The organism is Actinomadura rifamycini DSM 43936 (assembly GCF_000425065.1).
In the GTDB taxonomy this organism is placed as follows: Bacteria; Actinomycetota; Actinomycetes; order Streptosporangiales; family Streptosporangiaceae; genus Spirillospora; species Spirillospora rifamycini.
Window position 1 is genome coordinate 40,860 of the sequence record NZ_AULB01000027.1, and the last position, 18,806, is coordinate 59,665.

19 protein-coding genes are annotated in these 18,806 nt (G+C 74.7%); 13 read left to right on the forward strand and 6 right to left on the reverse strand.

The window, feature by feature from the left end; genetic code table 11:
* Window positions 1–102 precede the first annotated feature (102 nt).
* Complete coding sequence (locus H505_RS0124845; protein WP_233617846.1) at window positions 103–975, forward strand: alpha/beta hydrolase; 873 nt, start codon at window positions 103–105, stop codon at window positions 973–975.
* Here H505_RS0124845 and H505_RS0124850 read toward each other — a convergent pair.
* Window positions 965–1,891: a LysR substrate-binding domain-containing protein gene (locus H505_RS0124850; protein WP_026404142.1), complete on the reverse strand. Its 927-nt coding sequence runs from the start codon at window positions 1,889–1,891 to the stop codon at window positions 965–967. The genes H505_RS0124845 and H505_RS0124850 overlap by 11 nt on opposite strands.
* 113 nt (window positions 1,892–2,004) lie before the next feature.
* On the opposite strand from H505_RS0124850, the gene H505_RS0124855 reads away from it, so the two are divergent.
* From H505_RS0124855 to kynU, 7 genes are read left to right on the forward strand one after another with little or no spacing between them, the layout of a single operon-like run.
* The gene (locus H505_RS0124855) at window positions 2,005–3,441 is read left to right on the forward strand and encodes a 2-hydroxymuconic semialdehyde dehydrogenase (RefSeq protein WP_026404143.1); all 1,437 of its coding nucleotides are present in this window, start codon (window positions 2,005–2,007) and stop codon (window positions 3,439–3,441) included.
* Between the two features lie 11 nt (window positions 3,442–3,452).
* Window positions 3,453–4,241: a 2-keto-4-pentenoate hydratase gene (locus H505_RS0124860; protein ID WP_026404144.1), complete on the forward strand. Its 789-nt coding sequence runs from the start codon at window positions 3,453–3,455 to the stop codon at window positions 4,239–4,241.
* Window positions 4,238–4,999 carry a 2-keto-4-pentenoate hydratase gene (locus tag H505_RS0124865; protein ID WP_034519669.1) on the forward strand — a complete coding sequence of 254 codons (762 nt, stop codon included), beginning with the start codon at window positions 4,238–4,240 and terminating at the stop codon, window positions 4,997–4,999. Before H505_RS0124860 ends, H505_RS0124865 begins: the two co-directional genes overlap by 4 nt.
* Window positions 4,999–5,445: a RidA family protein gene (locus tag H505_RS0124870; RefSeq protein WP_034519671.1), complete on the forward strand. Its 447-nt coding sequence runs from the start codon at window positions 4,999–5,001 to the stop codon at window positions 5,443–5,445. The genes H505_RS0124865 and H505_RS0124870 overlap by 1 nt, the downstream gene beginning before the upstream one ends.
* On the forward strand, window positions 5,442–6,014 hold the full coding sequence (locus H505_RS0124875) for a 3-hydroxyanthranilate 3,4-dioxygenase (protein ID WP_034519673.1): 573 nt from the start codon (window positions 5,442–5,444) through the stop codon (window positions 6,012–6,014). Before H505_RS0124870 ends, H505_RS0124875 begins: the two co-directional genes overlap by 4 nt.
* A gap of 44 nt (window positions 6,015–6,058) precedes the next feature.
* Window positions 6,059–7,087, forward strand: a complete 1,029-nt coding sequence (locus H505_RS0124880; protein WP_026404148.1) for an amidohydrolase family protein — start codon at window positions 6,059–6,061, stop codon at window positions 7,085–7,087.
* Window positions 7,084–8,340 (forward strand): kynureninase, encoded by a 1,257-nt coding sequence (gene kynU / locus H505_RS0124885; RefSeq protein ID WP_026404149.1) that lies wholly within the window; start codon window positions 7,084–7,086, stop codon window positions 8,338–8,340. Before H505_RS0124880 ends, kynU begins: the two co-directional genes overlap by 4 nt.
* Here the strand turns inward: kynU and H505_RS44180 are convergent.
* Entirely contained in the window at window positions 8,337–9,527 is a 1,191-nt protein-coding gene (locus H505_RS44180; protein WP_034519676.1) for an MFS transporter, read from the reverse strand. The genes kynU and H505_RS44180 overlap by 4 nt on opposite strands.
* Before the next feature lie 74 nt (window positions 9,528–9,601).
* Here H505_RS44180 and H505_RS44185 point away from each other — a divergent pair, with 74 nt between their 5' ends.
* The gene (locus H505_RS44185; protein ID WP_211238552.1) at window positions 9,602–10,690 is read left to right on the forward strand and encodes an ROK family transcriptional regulator; all 1,089 of its coding nucleotides are present in this window, start codon (window positions 9,602–9,604) and stop codon (window positions 10,688–10,690) included.
* A 21-nt stretch (window positions 10,691–10,711) separates the two neighbouring features.
* On the opposite strand, the gene H505_RS0124900 is transcribed toward H505_RS44185, so the two are convergent.
* Window positions 10,712–11,377: a TetR/AcrR family transcriptional regulator gene (locus H505_RS0124900; RefSeq protein WP_026404150.1), complete on the reverse strand. Its 666-nt coding sequence runs from the start codon at window positions 11,375–11,377 to the stop codon at window positions 10,712–10,714.
* 23 nt (window positions 11,378–11,400) lie between these two features.
* Window positions 11,401–12,624 carry an acyl-CoA dehydrogenase family protein gene (locus H505_RS0124905; RefSeq protein WP_026404151.1) on the reverse strand — a complete coding sequence of 408 codons (1,224 nt, stop codon included), beginning with the start codon at window positions 12,622–12,624 and terminating at the stop codon, window positions 11,401–11,403.
* A 46-nt stretch (window positions 12,625–12,670) separates the two neighbouring features.
* Between H505_RS0124905 and H505_RS0124910 the strand changes: the two genes are divergently transcribed.
* The gene (locus H505_RS0124910) at window positions 12,671–13,429 is read left to right on the forward strand and encodes an SDR family oxidoreductase (RefSeq protein ID WP_026404152.1); all 759 of its coding nucleotides are present in this window, start codon (window positions 12,671–12,673) and stop codon (window positions 13,427–13,429) included.
* A gap of 34 nt (window positions 13,430–13,463) precedes the next feature.
* Window positions 13,464–14,420: a quinone oxidoreductase family protein gene (locus H505_RS0124915; protein ID WP_026404153.1), complete on the forward strand. Its 957-nt coding sequence runs from the start codon at window positions 13,464–13,466 to the stop codon at window positions 14,418–14,420.
* Between the two features lie 10 nt (window positions 14,421–14,430).
* Here the strand turns inward: H505_RS0124915 and H505_RS0124920 are convergent, their stop codons facing one another.
* Both H505_RS0124920 and H505_RS44190 read right to left on the reverse strand, forming a co-directional pair.
* Complete coding sequence (locus H505_RS0124920; RefSeq protein ID WP_034519729.1) at window positions 14,431–15,084, reverse strand: LuxR C-terminal-related transcriptional regulator; 654 nt, start codon at window positions 15,082–15,084, stop codon at window positions 14,431–14,433.
* 87 nt (window positions 15,085–15,171) lie between these two features.
* On the reverse strand, window positions 15,172–16,464 hold the full coding sequence (locus H505_RS44190) for a sensor histidine kinase (RefSeq protein ID WP_064743698.1): 1,293 nt from the start codon (window positions 16,462–16,464) through the stop codon (window positions 15,172–15,174).
* A 144-nt stretch (window positions 16,465–16,608) separates the two neighbouring features.
* Between H505_RS44190 and H505_RS0124930 the strand changes: the two genes are divergently transcribed.
* Complete coding sequence (locus tag H505_RS0124930; RefSeq protein WP_026404155.1) at window positions 16,609–17,241, forward strand: class I SAM-dependent methyltransferase; 633 nt, start codon at window positions 16,609–16,611, stop codon at window positions 17,239–17,241.
* 81 nt (window positions 17,242–17,322) lie between these two features.
* Window positions 17,323–18,786: a sugar porter family MFS transporter gene (locus tag H505_RS0124935; protein WP_026404156.1), complete on the forward strand. Its 1,464-nt coding sequence runs from the start codon at window positions 17,323–17,325 to the stop codon at window positions 18,784–18,786.
* The last annotated feature ends 20 nt before the right edge of the window (window positions 18,787–18,806 follow it).

Below are 18,806 nucleotides of genomic sequence, written 5' to 3' on the forward strand. Positions count from 1 at the left end.
CCACGCCCTCATCGACTTCTTCGCGGCGCAATAGCCGAACCGTCATACCGGCGTGGGCGAACGGTATTTGATCGGCATGCCCCGGCGGGGCAGGGTGGGGGCGTGGACGATCTCAACGACTGGCCGGGCCGGGAACTGGACGACGAGGCGCTGGACGTCGCGTACAACGTGCGGCGCAAGGCGGGGCCGGAGCTGTTCGAGCGGCACATGGCCCGGTACCTGGCGATGTCGGACGACGCGGTCGCGGGGCTGCCGGGGCATCCGGGGATCGTCTACGACGAGGCGAGCGGCGAGCGGCTGGACGTGTGGGGCGTCGCGGACGGGACGCCGCGTCCCGCGTTCGTCTTCCTGCACGGCGGCTACTGGATGGCGCTGTCGCGGCGCGAGTCGGCGTTCATGGCGCGGATGCTGCACGAGCACGGCGTCGCGACCGTGGTGCCCGACTACACGCTGGCGCCCGAGGCGACCCTGGAGGAGATCGTCCGGCAGGTGCGGGCGGCCGTCGCGTGGGTGCACCGGCACGGACGCGAGCACGGGCTCGACCCCGAGCGGATCGTCGTCGGCGGCAGTTCGGCGGGCGGCCACCTGACGGGGATGACGATGGTGGACGGCTGGCAGGAGGAGTTCGGGCTGCCGCGCGACGTCGTGAAGGCGGCGATGCCGTTCAGCGGGCTGTTCGACATCCGGCCGATCACCCGCGTCTACGTGAACGAGGTCGTGAAGCTGGACGTGGCGCGGGCGGCGGCGCTCAGCCCGGCGCTGCTGCCGCGGGGCGGGTGCCCCGCGGTGGTCGCGGTCGCCGAGCACGACGGCGGCGGGTTCGTGGAGCAGACGCGCCGGTTCGCGCGGCACTGGGGCGTCGAGCCGCTGATCGTCCCGGGGCGCGACCACTTCGACGTCGTGCTCGACCTGGCCGACGCAGGCACCGAGGCGAGCCGCCGGCTGCTGGGGCTGATCGCGTCCGTCACGCGGTGATCGCGGCGGCCTCGCGGCGCAGGTGGTCGAGCATCAGCCGGGCCGACGGGGTCGGGGCGCGGTGCGCGGGGAGGGTGACGCCGACCTGGCGGCGCACGGTCTCCAGCGGGACGGGCAGCGGCGCGAGCTCGGCGTCGGTGCGGGCCACCAGCTCGGGCAGCGCGGCGATCATGTCGGTGTCGCGGACGAGCGTGCGCACGGTGAGCACCGACGTGCATTCGACGAGGTTCGCGGGCGGTTCGAGCCCCTCGGCGCGGAAGACCTGCTCGAGCTCGCGGCGGAGGGCCGTCTGCTCCAGGGGCAGCACCCACGGGTAGCCGAGCAGGTCGGCGAGGGACAGGCCGGGGCGCTCGCGGGCCGGGTGGTCGCGGCGCGCGACGAGCCGGACGGGCTCGCCGTACAGGGTGATCTGGCGGAGGGCCGGCTGCTCCTCGATGGGGTTGAGGCGGCCGAGGATCAGGTCGATTTCGCCGTCGAGCAGCCGCGGGACCTGCGCGTCGAACGTGGCCTCCTGGACGATCACGGTGATGCCGGGGCGGGACGCCTTGAGCGCGGCGATGGCCCGGGGCAGCAGGACGTTCGAGCCCGCCAGCAGGGTGCCGATCGTGACGGTGCCGACCTCGCCGTCGGCGAGGCCGCTGATCCGCTCGCCGGCCCGGCGCAGTTCGGCGAGGACGGCGCGGGCGTGCTCGACGAACGCGTCCCCGAACAGGGTCGGCGTGACGCCGCGGGGGCCGCGGGTGAACAGGTCGACGCCGAGGATGTTCTCGACCTCGCGCAGGCTGCGGGTCACCGCGGGCTGCGCGAGGTGCAGGTGCTCGGCGGCGCGCAGGACGCTGCCGTGCTCGGCGATGGCGACCACGAGCACCAGGTGCCGCAGCTTGAGACGTCCGTTGAGCAGGTCGATGGCGCGCATGCCCCACTTAGTATCACAAGTCCGCTATGCCTTCGCGGACGATTGGTATTTGCACGGCATAGCTGGATGGGCGCAGGATCGGGATGTCCGGGTGATCGCATGGGAGGAAGCGGATGAAGGCTGAGCACTATGTCGGCGGGGTGTTCCGTTCGGACGGCCCGGCCTTCCCCTTGATCGCCCCCGCGGACGGGTCCGAGCTGGGGTCGGTGCCCGAGGCGCCGCGGGAGGTCGTGGACGAGGCCGTCGCGGCGGCCCGCGCGGCGCTGCGGGGCCCGTGGGGGACGGCCGCCGCCGAGGACCGCGCGGCCGCGCTCCGGCGGATCGCCGACGGGATCCAGGCGCGGTTCGACGAGTTCGTCGACGCCGAGGCCGCCGACACCGGGAAGCCTCGCGAACTGGCCGCGACCGTCGACATCCCGAGGGCCGTCGGCAACTTCCGCGCGTACGCCGACCTGCTGTACGGGCGCCCCGAGCGGGCGTACACGACGCAGATCCCCGGCTGGAGCACCGGGACGGGCCAGGCGCTCAACTACACGGTCCGCCGCCCACTCGGCGTCGTGGCGATCATCTCGCCGTGGAACCTGCCGCTGCTCCTGCTGACGTGGAAGGTCGCCCCCGCCCTCGCGGCCGGGAACGCCGTCGTGGTCAAGCCGTCCGAGGAGACCCCGTCCACCGCCACGCTGCTCGCCCGGGTGATCGACGACGCCGGGCTGCCGGCGGGCGCGTTCAACCTCGTGCACGGGCACGGCGCGGACGCGGCGGGCGCGTTCCTCACCGGCCACCCGGACGTGGACGCCATCGCGTTCACCGGCGAGTCCGCGACGGGCTCGGCGATCATGCGCAACGCGGCCGACCACGTGACGCCGGTGTCGTTCGAGCTGGGCGGCAAGAACCCCGCGCTCGTCTTCGCCGACGCCGACCTCGACGCCGCCGTGGACGGCACCGTCCGCTCGTCCTTCACGCACTCCGGGCAGATCTGCCTGTGCACCGAGCGGGTCTACGTGGAGCGCCCCGTGTTCGACGCGTTCGTCGAACGGCTCGGCGAGCGGGCGCGGGCGCTCGACGGCTACGGCCCGATGATCTCCGCGGAGCACCGCGACAAGGTGCTGGGCTACTACCGGCTGGCCCGCGAGGAGGGCGCGACGGTCGTCGCCGGGGGAGGGGCGCCGGCCTTCGGGGACGAGCGCGACGGCGGCTTCTACGTCGAGCCGACCGTGCTCACCGGCCTGCCCGAGACCGCCCGGACCGTGCGCGAGGAGATCTTCGGGCCCGTCTGCCACGTCGCCCCGTTCGACACCGAGGACGAGGCGGTGCGGCTCGCCAACGACAGCCCGTACGGCCTGGCCTCGACGGTCTGGACGCGCGACCTGTCGCGGGCGCACCGGGTCGCGCCGCGCATCGAGACGGGCATCGTCTGGGTGAACTGCTGGAACCTGCGCGACCTCCGGACGCCGTTCGGCGGCGTGAAGGCGTCCGGGATCGGGCGCGAGGGGGGAGAGTACTCCCTGGACTTCTTCTCCGAGCCCGTCAACGTGTGCATCCAGATCTGAGAGCGAGACCAGTGACACAGAACATCGACGCCGCCGCCGAGCGGCTCGCGGAGGCCCGCGCGACCGGGACCCCGTGCGCGCCCGTCCGCGACCTCATCGGGACGGTCGAGGACGCCTACGCCGTGCAGGAGCGCCTCACCGAGCGGCTCCTCGCCGGCGGGCACCGCCTCGCCGGCCGCAAGATCGGCCTGACGTCCCGCGCCGTGCAGGAGCAGTTCGGCGTCGGCACCCCCGACTTCGGCATGCTGTTCGCCGACATGGCCGTCCCGGACGGCGAGGAGATCCCGGCGGGCGCGGTGCTGCAGCCGCGCGCGGAGGCCGAGGTCGCGCTCGTCCTGGACGACGACCTGGTGCACGAGCGGCACACGGTCGCCGACGTGATCCGCGCGACCGCGTTCGCGCTGCCCGCGATCGAGGTCGTGGGCAGCCGCGTCCGCGACTGGGACATCACGCTGCCCGACACCGTCGCCGACAACGCGTCGGCCGGCATGTACGTGCTGGGCAACCGGCCGGTGCGGCTCGGCGACGTCGACCTGCGGCTGTGCGGGATGGTGCTGGAGCGGCGCGGCGAGCAGGCGTCCACCGGGACGGGCGCCGCCTGCCTCGGCCATCCGCTGAACGCCGCGCTGTGGCTCGCCGACACGATGGTCCGCGTCGGCCGTCCGCTGCGCGCGGGCGACACCGTGCTGACCGGCGCGCTCGGGCCGGTGGTGCCCGCCGCGCCCGGCGACGTGTTCGAGGCGCGCGTCGAGGGGCTCGGCGACGTGCGCGTCGCCTTCGGGAAGGAGGACGGCCGATGAGCGCGGACGTGCGGAAGGCCGACGTGCAGGCACTCGCGACGACGCTGGAGGACGCCGTGCGCGAGCGCCGGGCGGTCCCGAAGCTGACCGACGGCGCCGACCTGGACGTCGCCGCCGCGTACGCCGTGCAGCGCGAGGTGATCGAGCGCCGCACCCGGCGCGGGGAGCGGCTCGCGGGCGTGAAGATGGGCTTCACCAGCCGGGCGAAGATGGTCCAGATGGGCGTGGACGACGTCATCTGGGGCCTGCTGACCGACGCGATGCACGCCGAGTCGTCCGTGGACGTCTCCGGGCTGATCCACCCGCGCGTCGAGCCGGAGATCGTGTACCTCATCGGCCGCGAGGTGCGGTCGGTCGCCGAGGTCGAGTCGTGCGTCGCGGGCGTGGCCGTCGGCTACGAGATCCTCGACTCCCGGTACCGGGACTTCAAGTTCACCCTGCCGGACGTCATCGCCGACAACGCTTCCGCGGCCCGGTTCGGGTTCGGGGCGTGGCATCCGCCCCGCGACCTGTCGAACGCCGGGCTGCTGCTGGAGATCGACGGGCGCCCGGTGCAGACCGGCTCGTCCGCCGCGATCCTCGGCGACCCCGTGCGGTCGCTGCGGGCCGCGGCCCGGCTCGCGCTCGGCGCGGGCATCCGGCTGGAACCGGGGTGGGTGGTGCTCGCGGGCGCCGCGACGGCCGCCGTCCCGCTGCCCGCGGGCGCGCACGTCCGCGTCACCGGGAGCGGGCTCGGCGGCGTGGAGGTGACGACCTGATGGCCGCGCCGGACGGCGACGCGATCCTGGTCGAGGGCAAGGCGAAGCCCCGCGGCCGGTTCCCGCACGTGAAGCGGGCCGGCGACCTGGTGTTCGTGTCCGGGACGAGCTCGCGGCGGCCCGACGGGACGTTCGCGGGCGCGTCCGCCGACGCCATGGGCGTCACCGACCTCGACGTCCGCGCGCAGACCCGCGCGGTGATCGAGAACATCCGGGACCTGCTGGAGGCCGCCGGGGGCGGGCTCGCCGACGTCGTCAACGTGACGACGTACCTGGTGAACATGAACGACTTCGGCGGCTACAACGAGGTCTACGGCGAGTACTTCGACGAGACCGGCCCCGCCCGCACCACCGTCGCCGTCCACCAGCTCCCGCACCCGCACCTGCTCATCGAGATCTCGTGCGTCGCGCACATCCCCACGACCGGCGAGGAGGCCGGAGCATGACCCTTCCGCAGCTGACCTTCGGGCACCCGTTCAACTTCGAGAAGTGGATCGACGAGCACCGCGACCTGCTGAAGCCGCCGGTCGGCAACGTGCAGGTCTTCGACGACGCGGGGCTGATCGTCATGGTCGTGGGCGGCCCCAACCAGCGGACCGACTTCCACGACGACCCCACCGAGGAGTTCTTCTACCAGCTCAAGGGCAACATGGTGCTGCGCGTCATGGAGGAGGAGGGGCGCCCGCCCGTCGACGTGCAGATCAACGAGGGCGACGTGTTCCTCCTGCCGCCGCACGTCCGGCACTCCCCGCAGCGCCCCGAGCCCGGCTCGATCGGCCTCGTCGTGGAGGTCCCGCGCCCGGAGGGCGTGCAGGAGGCGTTCGAGTGGTACTGCACCGAGTGCCACCGCCTGGTGCACCGCGTCGAGCTGCAGGTCCGCTCGATCGTCGACGACCTGCCGCCCGCGTTCGACCGCTTCCTCGGCGGCGACCGGACGTGCCCGCACTGCGGCGCCGTCCACCCGGGCAAGGTGTGGCCCGAGTCCATGATCCCGACCACGGCGCCCCGCGCCTGAGGCGCTCCCGCAGCGCCCGCCCGACAGTTCCCGACGGAGGCTCCGTGACAGTCATCGACGTCCACGCGCACGTCTTCCCCCGCCTCGGCCGCGCGGACGGCCGCGTCCTCGCCGACGAGGGCGAGCCGTGGCTGCGCGTCCACGGCGACGGCACCGGCATGATGATGAGCGGCGACAGCGAGTACCGGCCCGTCGAGGAGGGCCTGTGGGACCCGGCGCGCCGGCTCGCCGACATGGACGCCGCCGGCGTCGACGTCCAGGCCGTGTCGTCCACCCCGCTGATGTTCGGGTACGGGGCCGACCCGGCCCGCGCCGCGGACTGGTGCGACCTGGTCAACGACCGCATCCTGGAGTACTGCGCCGCGGACCCGGCCCGGCTGCTCCCGCTCTGCCAGGTCCCCCTGCAGGACGCGGAGCTGGCCCGCCGGGTCGCGGCGCGGGCGGCGGCGGCCGGGCACCGCGGCGTCCACATCGGCAACCACGTCGGCGACCGCAACATGGACGACCCCGGCATCGTCGAGTTCCTCGCGCACTGCGCGGACCTCGGCCTGCCGGTCCTCGCCCACCCGTGGGACATGCTGGGCGCCGACCGGATGCGCGGCCACATGCTGCCGTGGCTGTCGGGCATGCCCGCCGAGACGCAGCTCAGCATCCTCGGGCTGATGCTGTCCGGCGCGTTCGAGCGGATCCCCGAGACGCTGCGGCTCTGCTTCTGCCACGGCGGCGGCAGCTTCGCGTTCCTGCTGGGCCGCGCCGACAACGCGTGGCGGCGCCGCGACATCGTCCGCGCCGACTCGCCGCGGCCCCCGTCGGAGTACACCGACCGCTTCCACGTCGACTCCGCCGTGTTCGACCCGCGCGCGCTGCGGCTCCTGGTGGACGTCATGGGGACCGACCGCGTCATGCTCGGCACCGACTACCCGTTCCCGCTCGGCGAGCAGGACCCGGGCGCGACGATCCGGGCCTGCCCCGGCCTGGACGACGCCGACCGCGCCCGGCTGCTCGGCGGCAACGCGGCGGACTTCTTCGCCCCCGCCGCCGCGGCGGCCCTCGCCGAGGAGGGCGCCGCGTGAGCGCCGCCGAGACCGAGGCCCTGCGGCTGGACGGCACCGACCCGGTGCCCGCGCTGCGCGACGAGTTCCTCGTCCCGCCCGCCCCCGGCGGCCGGTACGCGGAGGCCGCGTACTTCGCGGGCAACTCCCTCGGCCTGCAGCCGAAGGCGGTCGCCGGGCGGCTCCGCGAGGAACTGGACGACTGGGCGCGGCTCGCCGTCGAGGGGCACACGCGCGCCCGCCGCCCGTGGGTCGACTACCACGAACTGCTCCGCGAGCCCGCGGCGCGGCTCGTCGGCGCGCTCCCGCACGAGGTCGTCGCGATGAACTCGCTGACGGTGAACCTGCACCTGATGATGGCGAGCTTCTACCGGCCGTCCGGGCGCCGGACCCGCATCGTCATCGAGGACGCCGCGTTCCCGTCCGACTCCTACGCCGTCGCGAGCCAGGCCGTCCACCACGGGCTCGACCCGGCGGCGGCGGTCGTCCGGCTGCGGCCCCGCGACGGCGAGGAGCACCTGCGCACCGAGGACGTCCTCGCGTTCCTCGAGCGCGAGGGGGACACGGTCGCGCTCGTCATGCTCGGCGGGGTGAACTACCTGACCGGGCAGCTCATGGACATGCCCGCGATCACCAAGGCGGGCCGGGCGGCGGGCGCGGTCGTCGGCTGGGACCTCGCGCACGCCGCCGGGAACGTCCCGCTGCGGCTGCACGACTGGGACGTCGACTTCGCCGCCTGGTGCACCTACAAGTACCTGAACTCCGGCCCGGGCGCGGTCGCGGGCTGCTTCGTCCACGAGCGGCACGTGCGGGACGCGTCGGTGCCGAAGCTGTCGGGATGGTGGGGCACCGAACCGTCCGTCCGGTTCCGGATGGACCCCGACATCGCCCCGCCCGCGTCCGCCGACGCGTGGCAGCTGTCGAACCCGCCGATCCTCGCGCTCGCGCCCGTCCTGGCGTCCCTGGAGATCTTCGACCGCGTCGGGATGGACGCGCTGCGCGCCCGCAGCGAGCGGCTGACCGGCTACCTCGCGGCGCGCCTCGCGCCCGTCGGCGGCGTCCGGATCATCACCCCGGCCGACCCGGCGGCGCGCGGCAGCCAGCTGTCGCTGCGGGTCGCGGACGCGGGCGGGCTCGTGCGGCGGCTCGCCGAGTCCCACGGCGTCGTGGCGGACGCGCGCGAACCGGACGTCGTCCGGCTCGCGCCCGTCCCGCTGTACTGCACCTTCCACGACTGCCACCGCGCCGCCGAGGCCCTCGCCGACCTCGCCTAGCGGGGCGCGGGCCCGCCGGCCGCGGCGGGTTCGGGCGCGGCCCCCGCTCCGGACCCGCCGCCGTCCCGGCCGGCCGCCAGGCGCCCGGCGGACAGGGCCATCACCGCGACCACGCACGTGATCGCGCCGAAGGCGGCCGGGTACGACAGGCCCTCGGCGAGCCAGCCCGTGGCGGCCGGGGCGGTCAGGACCGACAGGTAGGTGATGGTGGCGACGCCCGCGACGCCCTCGCCGGGCGTCCGGCCCCGGTCGCCCGCCGCGGCGAACACCAGCGGCAGGACGGTCGCGACGCCGATGCCGATCAGGGCGAAGCCCGCGATGCCCGGCACCGGGGTCCGGGCCGTCACGACCAGGACGCCGCCCAGCACCGCGGTCGCGCCGCCGCAGCGCACGACCCGGACCGGCCCGAACGCGCGGACGAGCCGGTCGCCGACCATGCGCGTCGCCGCCATGAACGCCATGAACCCGGTGAAGCTCGCGGCCGCGACGCCGGGCCCGGCCCCGGTGACCTCGGTGAGGTAGACCGCCGACCAGTCGGCGCTCGCCCCCTCGGCGAACGTCGCGCAGAAGCCGACGAGGCCGATGCCGAGGATGGCGCGGTTCGGCAGCGTGTAGCGGCGCGGTGCCGGGGCGTCCGCCGCCGCCCGGTGCGCGAGCAGGCCCCGCCCCGCGAGGAGGCCCGCCGCGAGCAGGGCGGCCGCCATCAGCCCGAAGTGGATCCGGGCGTCGACCCGCCCGTGCGCCGCCACGACGCCGATGCCGCCCGCCAGCATGCTGCCGACGCACCACAGCCCGTGCAGCCCCGACATGATCGGGCGCCCGAGGTGCCGCTCGACGTTGACGGCGTGGCCGTTCATGACGACGTCCGACATGCCGGCGGCCGCGCCGTACAGGAGCATCGCCGCGAACAGCCAGCCGGGCGCGGGCGACAGCGCGGGCGGCAGCAGGACCGCGCACCACAACCCGATCAGGATCCGGACGGCGGGACGCTCGCCGATGCGGTGCGCGAGCCGGCTCGCGGTCGGCATGGCGAGGAACGCGCCGATGGACGGGCACAGCAGGGCGAGGCCGAGGACGCCGGGGCCGAGGTCGAGGCGGTGCTCGATCCACGGGATGCGGGTCGCGAGGGTCCCCGCCACGGCCCCGTGGACGGCGAAGACGGCGGCTATCGCGCGGTGGTGGCTCATGGCCCGGCAAACTAACAGGAAGGCTTCCTGATGAAAAGTGCTTTCCGGCAGGGAGCCTGACTAATATGGGCGCCGTGAAGACCGCCGACCCGACGATGGCCAGGGCGATCAACGACCGGCTCGCCCTCGACCTGCTGCTCGAGCACGGCCCGCTGACCGCCACGCAGCTGCGCACGCTCACCGGGCTGTCCCGGCCGACCGTCGCGGACCTGATCGAGCGCCTCCGGGAGAGCGGCCTCGTCGAGCGGGCGGGGGAGACCGGCGCCGACCGGCGCGGCCCGAACGCCCGGCTCTACGGCCTCGTCGCCGGACGCGCGCACGTCGCGGGCGTCGACCTGCGCCGCGACGCCGTCCACGCGGTCGTCGCCGACATCGCCGGGACCGAGACCAGCACCGTGACGCGGCCCCTGCCGCCCGCCCCCGACCTGCCCGCCTTCATCGACGGGGTGATCGCCGAGGCCCTCGCCGAGGCCGGGCCCGGCCTCGGCGCCCACACGATCGTGCTCGGCACCCCCGGGCTCGTCCGGCCGCGCACCGGCCTCGTCACCGCCAGCGGCGTCCCCGGCGGGCGCGCCGACCTCGGCGACGCGCTGGCGGCGCGCACCGGCGCCCGGGTGATCCTGGAGAACGAGGTCAACCTCGCCACGATCGCCGAGCACCGCGCCGGCGCGGCGGCGGGCCGCGCCGACTTCGCGCTGCTCTGGCTGGACGACGGGATCGGCGCCGGGATCGTCCTCGACGGGCGGCTGCGGCGCGGCGCGTCCGGCGGCGCGGGCGAGGTCGGGCTGCTCAAGTTCGGCGCGACCGACTTCTGCGGCCTGCTGGAGACGCCCGCCGTCCGCGGCCTCCCGCCGGCCACCGTCGCGGACCGGATCGCCCAAGGGGTGTTCGCGCTCGTCGCCGTCCTCGACCCGGGACTCGTCGTGCTCGGCGGCGCCTTCGGCCGTGCGGGCGGCGACGCACTGGCCGCCCTGGTCGCGGAACGGCTCGGCGGGCTCTCCCCGGCCGCCACCGAAGTCCGGGCCGCGGTCGTCGAGGGCGACCCGATCCTGCGCGGCGCGGTGCTGACCGCCCTCGACGCCGCCCGCGACGCCGTCTTCGGCCGCGCGGCGCCGCCCGGTCAGGACCGGTGGGCCGCGGGGCCGACGCCGGCGGCCCGCTGACCCGCCCGCTCCCGGCCGCCGTCAGCCCTTGGGCAGCCGCTCGCCCGTGCGCAGCCGGTCCAGGCCGAGCCAGATGAACTCCACCGCCATCTGCTCGGCCCGCTCCCGGGGCGTGTCCGGATGCTCCAGCCACCACGACACCATCGACAGCATCGACCCGTACATCAGCGGGACGAGCAGCCGCGCCCGGTGCTCGTTCACCGCGAGGGCGGCGGGCGACAGCTTCGGGTCGGCGCGCCGCCGCCGCAGCAGCAGGTCCGCGAACGCGGTGCCGAGCCGGTCGCGCAGCTCCCGCAGCTCCGGCCCCACCTCGGGCTTGTCCAGGTGCCGGATGACCAGCGCCCACGCGTCCGGCTCCTCGGTGGCGTAGTCGAACAGCACCCGGATCATCGCCCGGATGCCCTCCCGCGAGTCGTGCTCGGCGAGCACCGCCGCGTTCAGCCGCCCGGTGAGCTCGGCGACGATCGCCTCGGTCACCTCGACGAACAGCTCCTCCTTGGACGCGAAGTGCTGGTACAGCAGCGCCTTGGACACCTGCGCCGCCGCCGCCACGTGCTCCATCTGCGTCAGGTGGTAGCCGCGGCGGCCGAACTCGGCCAGCGCCACCTGCAGCAGCTGCTCGCGCCGCCGGGCGTACGGCATCCGCCGCCGCACGCCCGGCGGCGCGTCCCCCGTCGATCCGCTCATCTACTCGCTCGTCCGCCGATCGTTCACTCGCCGAGGTACTTGCCCAGCTCGGCCCGCGCCACGGACCGGACGTGCACCTCGTCGGGCCCGTCGGCGAGGCGCAGCGTCCGCAGGCCCGCCCACATCGCGGCCAGCGGGGTGTCGTCGCTGACGCCCGCGCCGCCGTGCACCTGGATGGCGCGGTCCACGACCTCCAGCGCGACGCGCGGCGCGATCACCTTGATCGCCGCGACCTCCGACCGGGCGGCCTGCACCCCGTGCTCGTCGATCATCCAGGCCGTCTTCAGGGTGAGCAGGCGCGCCTGCTCGATCGCCATCCGCGACTCGGCGATCTGCTGCCGGACGACGCCCTGCTTGGCGAGCGGGCCGCCGAACGCCTCCCGCGACACCGCGCGCTCGCACATCAGCTCCAGCGCCCGCTCGGCCATCCCGATCGCGCGCATGCAGTGGTGGATGCGGCCGGGGCCGAGGCGCGCCTGCGCGATGGCGAAACCGCCGCCCTCCTCGCCGATCAGGTTCTCCACCGGGACCCGCACGTCGGTCAGCCGGATCTCGCAGTGGCCGTGCTGGTCCTGGTAGCCGAACACGGGCAGCGGCCGGACGATCTCAACGCCCGGGGCGTCGACCGGCACCAGCACCATCGACTGCTGCCGGTACGGGTGGCCGTCCGGGTCCGTCTTGCCCATCACGATCATGATCTTGCAGCGCGGGTCGGCGGAGCCGCTGATCCACCACTTGCGCCCGTTGATCACGTAGTGGTCGCCGTCCCGCTCGATCCGGGTCGAGATGTTGCGGGCGTCGGAGCTGGCGACGTCCGGCTCGGTCATCGCGAACGCGCTGCGGATCTCGCCGTTCAGCAGCGGCGCCAGCCACCGCTCCTTCTGCTCGGGCGTGCCGAACAGGTGCAGGACCTCCATGTTGCCGGTGTCGGGGGCCGCGCAGTTGGTGGCCTCCGGGGCGAGGTTGGGGGAGCGGCCCGTCACCTCGGCCAGCGACGCGTAGTCGGTGACGGACAGCCCGTGCGCCGGGTCGTCGGCGTCGGGCAGGAACAGGTTCCACAGGCCGCGCTTCCGCGCCTCGACCTTGAGGTCCTCGACGACCTGCGGCACGTGGTGCTCGCGGCCCGCGGCGCGCAGCTCGCGCCGCTGCTCGGCGTACACCGGCTCGGCCGGGTAGACGTGGGAGTCCATGAAGTCCTGGAGGCGCCCGAGGTGGTCCTGCGCCCGCTCGCTCAAACCGAAGTCCATTCCGCTAGAGTAACTGACGAGTCAGTTACTTTGGAGGGGAGTCCCCATGGGAGTCGACGGCAGCGGCTTCGACGGCACGGGCAAGGTCGCGCTGATCACCGGCGGCGCCAACGGCATCGGGGCCGCGGTCGCCCGCCGGCTCGCCGCCGGGGGCGCCCGGATCGTCGTCGCCGACGTGGACGAGCGGGGCGGCGCCGCCCTCGCCGACGAGATCGGCGGCGCGTTCGTCCGCTGCGACGTGCGCGAGCCCGCCGACAGCGAGGCCGCCGTCGCCGCCGCCGTCGACCGGTTCGGCGGGCTGGACGTCGCGTTCCTCAACGCGGGCGTCGCCGGGGGAGGCGGCGTCGGCGACGACTTCGACCCCGCGGCCTACCGCCGCGCCATGAGCATCAACCTCGACGGCGTCGTGTACGGCGCGCACGCCGCCCTGCCCGCGCTGCGCGCCCGCGGCGGCGGCGACATCGTCGCCACCGCCAGCATGGCCGGGCTCACCGCGACCCCGTTCGACCCGGTGTACGGCGCCAACAAGGCCGCCGTCGTCGGCCTCGTCCGCGCGCTCGGCCCGACCTACCTGCCCGAGGGCATCCGCGTGAACGCGCTGTGCCCGTCCTTCGCCGACACCGACATCCTCGAGGGCATCCGCGGGCATCTGAACGAGACCGGCTTCCCGATCCTGGAGGTCGCCGACGTCGTCGAGGCGTTCATGTCCATCCTCGCCGGGGACGGCGCGGGCGAGGCGTGGTACGTCGTCCCCGGACGGCCGTCCGAGCCGTTCCGCTTCCGCGGCGTCCCCGGCCCCCGCTGACCCGCCCGCCGAGCAGAAGGAGACACCGAGAACCATGCGCGCCGTCCAGATCACCGAGTTCGGCGGTCCCGAAGTGCTGACCGTCACCGAGCTTCCCGACCCGGTCGCCGGGCCCGGGCACCTGCTCATCGACGTCGCCCGCGCCGGGATCAACTACGCCGACACCCACCAGGCCGAGAACAGCTACCTCGCCGAGTCCGCCCTGCCGATGGTGCCCGGCGGCGAGGTCGTCGGCACCACCCCGGACGGGCGCCGCGTCGTCGCGCTCGTCGGCACCGGCGGCTACGCCGAGAAGGCCGTCGCGCCCGAGTCGCTCGCCTGGGACGTCCCCGACGCCGTCGACGACACCACCGCCCTCGGCATGATCGTGCAGGGCGCGTCCGCGTGGGTGCTGCTGCGCCGCAACGTCCACCTGGCGCCCGGCGAGTCCGTCGTCGTGCACGCCGCCGCGGGCGGTGTCGGCACCCTCGCCGTGCAGCTCGCCAAGGCGTGGGGCGCGGGCCGCGTCATCGCCACCGCCTCGTCGGAGGAGAAGCGCGCGCTCGCCCTCGAACTGGGCGCCGACGTCGCCGTCGACGCGAACGAGCCGAACATGAAGGACGCGCTCATCGAGGCCAACGGCGGCCGCCGCGTCGACACCGTCCTGGAGATGACCGGCGGCACCGTCACCGACGAGAGCATGAAGGCCCTCGCCCCGTTCGGCCGCCTCGCGTTCTACGGCATGGCGTCCCGCAAGGAGCCGAGCCCGGTGCGGCCCGCCGCGCTGATGTCGCACTCCACGACGATCTCCGGCATGTGGCTCGCGCACGTCTTCCGGCTGCCCGGCGACGTCATGCGCACCGCCCTCACCGAGCTGTTCGGCCTCGTCGCGGACGGCCGGCTCCGGGTGGTCGGCGGCGGCGAGTACGGCCTCACCGAGGTCCGCCGCGCCCACGAGGACCTGCGCGCCCGCCGCACCACCGGCAAGCTCGTCCTCGACCCGTCCCGCTGAGGACGCCCGGCTAGCCGCCGACCAGGCCGTTCTCGTACGCGTAGACGACGGCCTGCGTGCGGTCGCGGAGCCCCAGCTTCGTCAGGACGTGCCCGACGTGCGTCTTCACGGTCTGCTCGGCGAGCACCAGCTCCGCCGCGATCTCCGCGTTCGACAGCCCGCGGGCCATGAGCCGCAGCACGTCCCGCTCCCGGGGCGTCAGCCCGGCCGTGGCCTGCGGGCTCGGCCGCTGGTGTCGGCGCCGCCGCGCGAAGTCGCCGATCAGCCGCCGGGTGATGGACGGCGCCAGCAGCGCGTCGCCCGCCGCCACGACCCGCACCCCGTTCACGAGGTCGGCCGCCGACGCGTCCTTCAGCAGGAACCCGCTCGCGCCCGACCCGAGCGCCTCGTAGACGTACTCGTCCAGGTCGAAGGTGGTGAGGACGAGCACCTTCGGCCGCGCGCCCGCCGGGTCGGCGTCCCCGTTCGCGTCGCCGAGCGGCGTGCCGACGAGCTCCGCGGTGGCGGCCAGCCCGTCCATCTCCGGCATCCGGATGTCCATCACGATCACGTCGGGATCGAGTTCGCGGGCCATCTCCACGGCCTCCCGGCCGTTCCCCGCCTGCCCGACCACCTCGATGCCCGGATCGGAGGACAGCAGCGCCGCGAGCCCGTCGCGGATCATCACCTGGTCGTCGGCGATCAGCACCCGAATCGTCACGTCGCCACCTTACGGCGTCAAGGCACCCGGCCGTGGATCGATCATGGAAGATCAGTCGTTGTCCCCGTACGGAAGTTCCGCGGCGACCCGCCACCCCTCCGGGCCGTCCCCGCCCTCCGCGGCCCGCTCGCCGGCCTCCCCGCGCTCGAGCGGGCCCGCCTCCAGGCCGCCGCCCAGCATCATCGCCCGCTCGCGCATCCCGACCAGGCCGTGGCCGCCGCCGTGCGACTCCGCGGGCGTGCTGCGGGCGCCGTCGTCGGTCACCGTGACCCGCAGCGACTCCGGTCCGTACCGCACCTCGATGTGCACCCGCGAGCCCGGCGCGTACCGGGCGGCGTTGCTGAGCGACTCCTGGACGATCCGGTACGCCGACAGGTCCACGCCCGCGTTGAGCGGCCGCGGCATCCCGGTGACCACGGTGGCCACCGACAGCCCCGCCCGGCGCGCCGTGGAGACCAGGTCGTCCAGCAGCGCCAGCCCCGGCTGCGGGGCGCGCTCGGCGCCCTCGTCGTCGGAGCGCAGCAGCCCCACCACCCGCCGCGTCTCGGTCAGCGCCTCGCGCGCCGCGTCGCGCACGACGCCGAACGTCTGTCGCGCCGCGTCCGGCAGCTCGGGGATCTTGTACGGGGCCGCCTCCGCCTGCATCGCGATCACCGACATGTGGTGCGCCACCACGTCGTGCAGCTCCCGCGCGATCCGGGCCCGCTCCTCCAGCACCGCCTGCCGGGCGAGGTCCTCGCGGTGCTGCTCCTCGCGGCGGCGCAGCTCCGCCATCGCCGAGTGCCGGCCGCCGACCGCGTCGCCGAACGTCAGCGCCAGCGCCGCGAGCCCGGCGAGGATCGTGCCGAACCAGCCGGGCGTCCCGAACAGCACCGCCGGCGCGAACACCCCCGCGATCGTGACCGCCCCCACGCCGACGGTCGTCTCCCGGTCGCAGCCGACGCCGACGAAGAACAGGATCACCACCATCGCCAGGATGGCCGTGACCGGCCACGGCATGAACGCGTCGCCGGGCCGGACCAGGACGATCAGCAGCATCCCCGCCGCGGCCGTCCGCCACGCCCGCAGCGGCCAGCGCGCCGCGAAGATCAGCGGCGCCGCCTGCAGGACGCCGAGCGGCCAGGCGACACCGGGGTCCATGCCGTCCGCGACGATGGAGATGGCGATCGACCCGGCGGTGAACCCGATCGTCAGGGCGAGCAGGAACGCCAGCAGGGGGTAGCGCAGCGCGGGGTGCGCGGGCAGGAGCGTGACGCCCGGCTCGTCCCCGCCCGGCAGCACGGCGGAGCGCACGCCGGCCGTCAGCCGCGGCCGCCCCGCGTCGAAATGGTCCGTCTCGTTCATTAGGTAGGAAGCCTAGGACGTGCGGGAACGGGCACGCCTGCACCTGTGGAGGGAGATCCGGACCGGCCCCCGGGTATCGGGCGGGGCCGCCCGGCACGGTGACGCGATCTTGCGCATGATCGCCGGCGGACGGACACTGCGGACATGACGGACCTGAGGCATCCGATCTTCGCCCGGCTCTACCCGCGGATCGCCGCCGCGTCCGCGAAGGCGGGCGTGGACGCGCACCGCGCGGAGCTGCTCGCCGGCGCGTCCGGACGCGTCCTGGAGGTCGGCGCCGGCCACGGGGCCAACTTCCCGCACTACCCGCCGGAGGTCACCGAGGTCGTCGCGGTGGAGCCGGAGCCGCGGCTGCGCCGCGGCGCGATCGCCGCGGCCGCCCGCGCGCCCGTCCCCGTCTCGGTGCGCCCCGGACGCGCCGAGGACCTCGGGCTGGACGCCGCCTCGTTCGACGTCGTCGTGGTGTCGCTGGTGCTGTGCTCGGTGCGCGACCCGCTGCGCGCGCTCGCCGAGATCAGGCGGGTCCTGAAACCGGGCGGCGAGCTGCGCTACTACGAGCACGTCCGGGGGAGCACGCCGCGCCAGGTGCGCTTCCAGCGGTGCGCCGACCTGGTGTGGCCGTTCCTGGCGGGGGGCTGCCGGCTGGCCCGGCCCACCGACGCGCTCATCCCGCGCCTCGGGTTCACCGTCCGCGCCGAGCGCCGGTTCGCGTTCCCCGACTCCGGTCCGCCCAACCCGGCGTCCCCGCACGTCCTGGGCGTGGCCGTCCGGGACTGAGGACGCCGCGCCCACGACGTGCGCGCCCGCTCCCGGACGGCGTCCCGCATAAGGTCGACGCTCCCGGGAAGATCGCCGGGCATGACCGCATCGGACAGCGACGGCCCGGCTCCGGAGGAGTCGCCGCCCGGCCACGCCCCCTCCCACTCGGCCGCGACCGCCGCGCTCCTCGCGGGCGCGGCGGCCCTCGGCGGCTTCCTGTTCGGCTACGACTCCTCGGTGATCAACGGCGCGGTCGGCGCGATCGAGGACGAGTTCGGCCTCAGCGACTTCTCGGTCGGCTTCGTGGTGTCGTCGGCGCTGCTCGGCTGCGCCGTCGGCGCCTGGTTCGCGGGCCCGCTCGCCGACCGGCTCGGCCGCGTCCGCGTCATGCTGATCGCCGCCGTCCTGTTCGTGGTCAGCTCGCTCGGCTCCGCGCTGGCGTTCAGCGCGGCCGACCTGACGTTCTGGCGGGTCGTCGGCGGCCTCGCGATCGGCGCGGCGTCGGTCATCGCCCCCGCCTACATCGCCGAGATCGCGCCCGCCGAGCTGCGCGGGCGGCTCGGCTCGCTCCAGCAGATGGCGATCGTCCTCGGCATCTTCGCCGCGCTGGTCGTCGACTACGTCATCGCGGAGGTCTCCGACGGCGGCGCGAGCGGCGACTTCCCGTGGGGCGGGACGGCCTGGCGGTGGATGTTCGCCAGCGCGATCGTGCCCGCCGTCGTCTACGGGGTGATCGCGACGACCATCCCGGAGTCGCCGCGGTACCTGGTGAAGCGGCACGAGACGGCGCGGGCCCGGGACGTCCTGGCGAAGCTGATGAGGCCGAGCGAGGTGGACGCCAAGATCCGGCAGATCGCCCGGTCGATCAGCGCCGACCGGCCGGTGCGCCTGCGGGACCTGCGCGGGCGCACGTTCGGGCTGCTGGCGGTCGTGTGGGTCGGCATCCTGCTGTCGGTGTTCCAGCAGTTCGTCGGCATCAACGTGATCTTCTACTACTCGTCGTCGCTGTGGCAGGCCGTCGGCTACAACGAGAGCGACGCCATGTTCACCTCGGTGATCAACTCGGTGGTCAACGTGCTGTTCACGCTGGTGGCGATCGCGCTGATCGACCGGGTCGGGCGGCGGCCGCTGCTGCTGGGCGGCGCCGCCGGGATGACGCTGTCGCTCGGCACGCTGGCCGTCTGCTTCTCCACCGCGACCGTGGTGGACGGGGAGCCCGCGCTGGGCGACGTCGCCGGCCCGATCGCGCTGGTCGCCGCCAACGTGTTCGTCGCCTCGTTCGCCGCGACGTGGGGCCCGGTCGTGTGGGTGATGCTCGGCGAGATGTTCAACAACTTCATCCGCGCGGCCGCCCTCGCCGTCGCGACCGCGTCGCAGTGGATCGCGAACTGGATCATCACGACGACGTTCCCCGAGCTGTCGAGCGTGTCGCTCGTCCTCGCGTACGGCCTGTACACGCTGTTCGCCGCCCTCGCGTTCCTGTTCACGTGGCGGGTCGTCCCGGAGACCAAGGGCCGGGAGCTGGAGGACATGGACAAGCTCACCATGCGGGCCCGCGCGTGAGCGCCCCCGTCCTATACCCT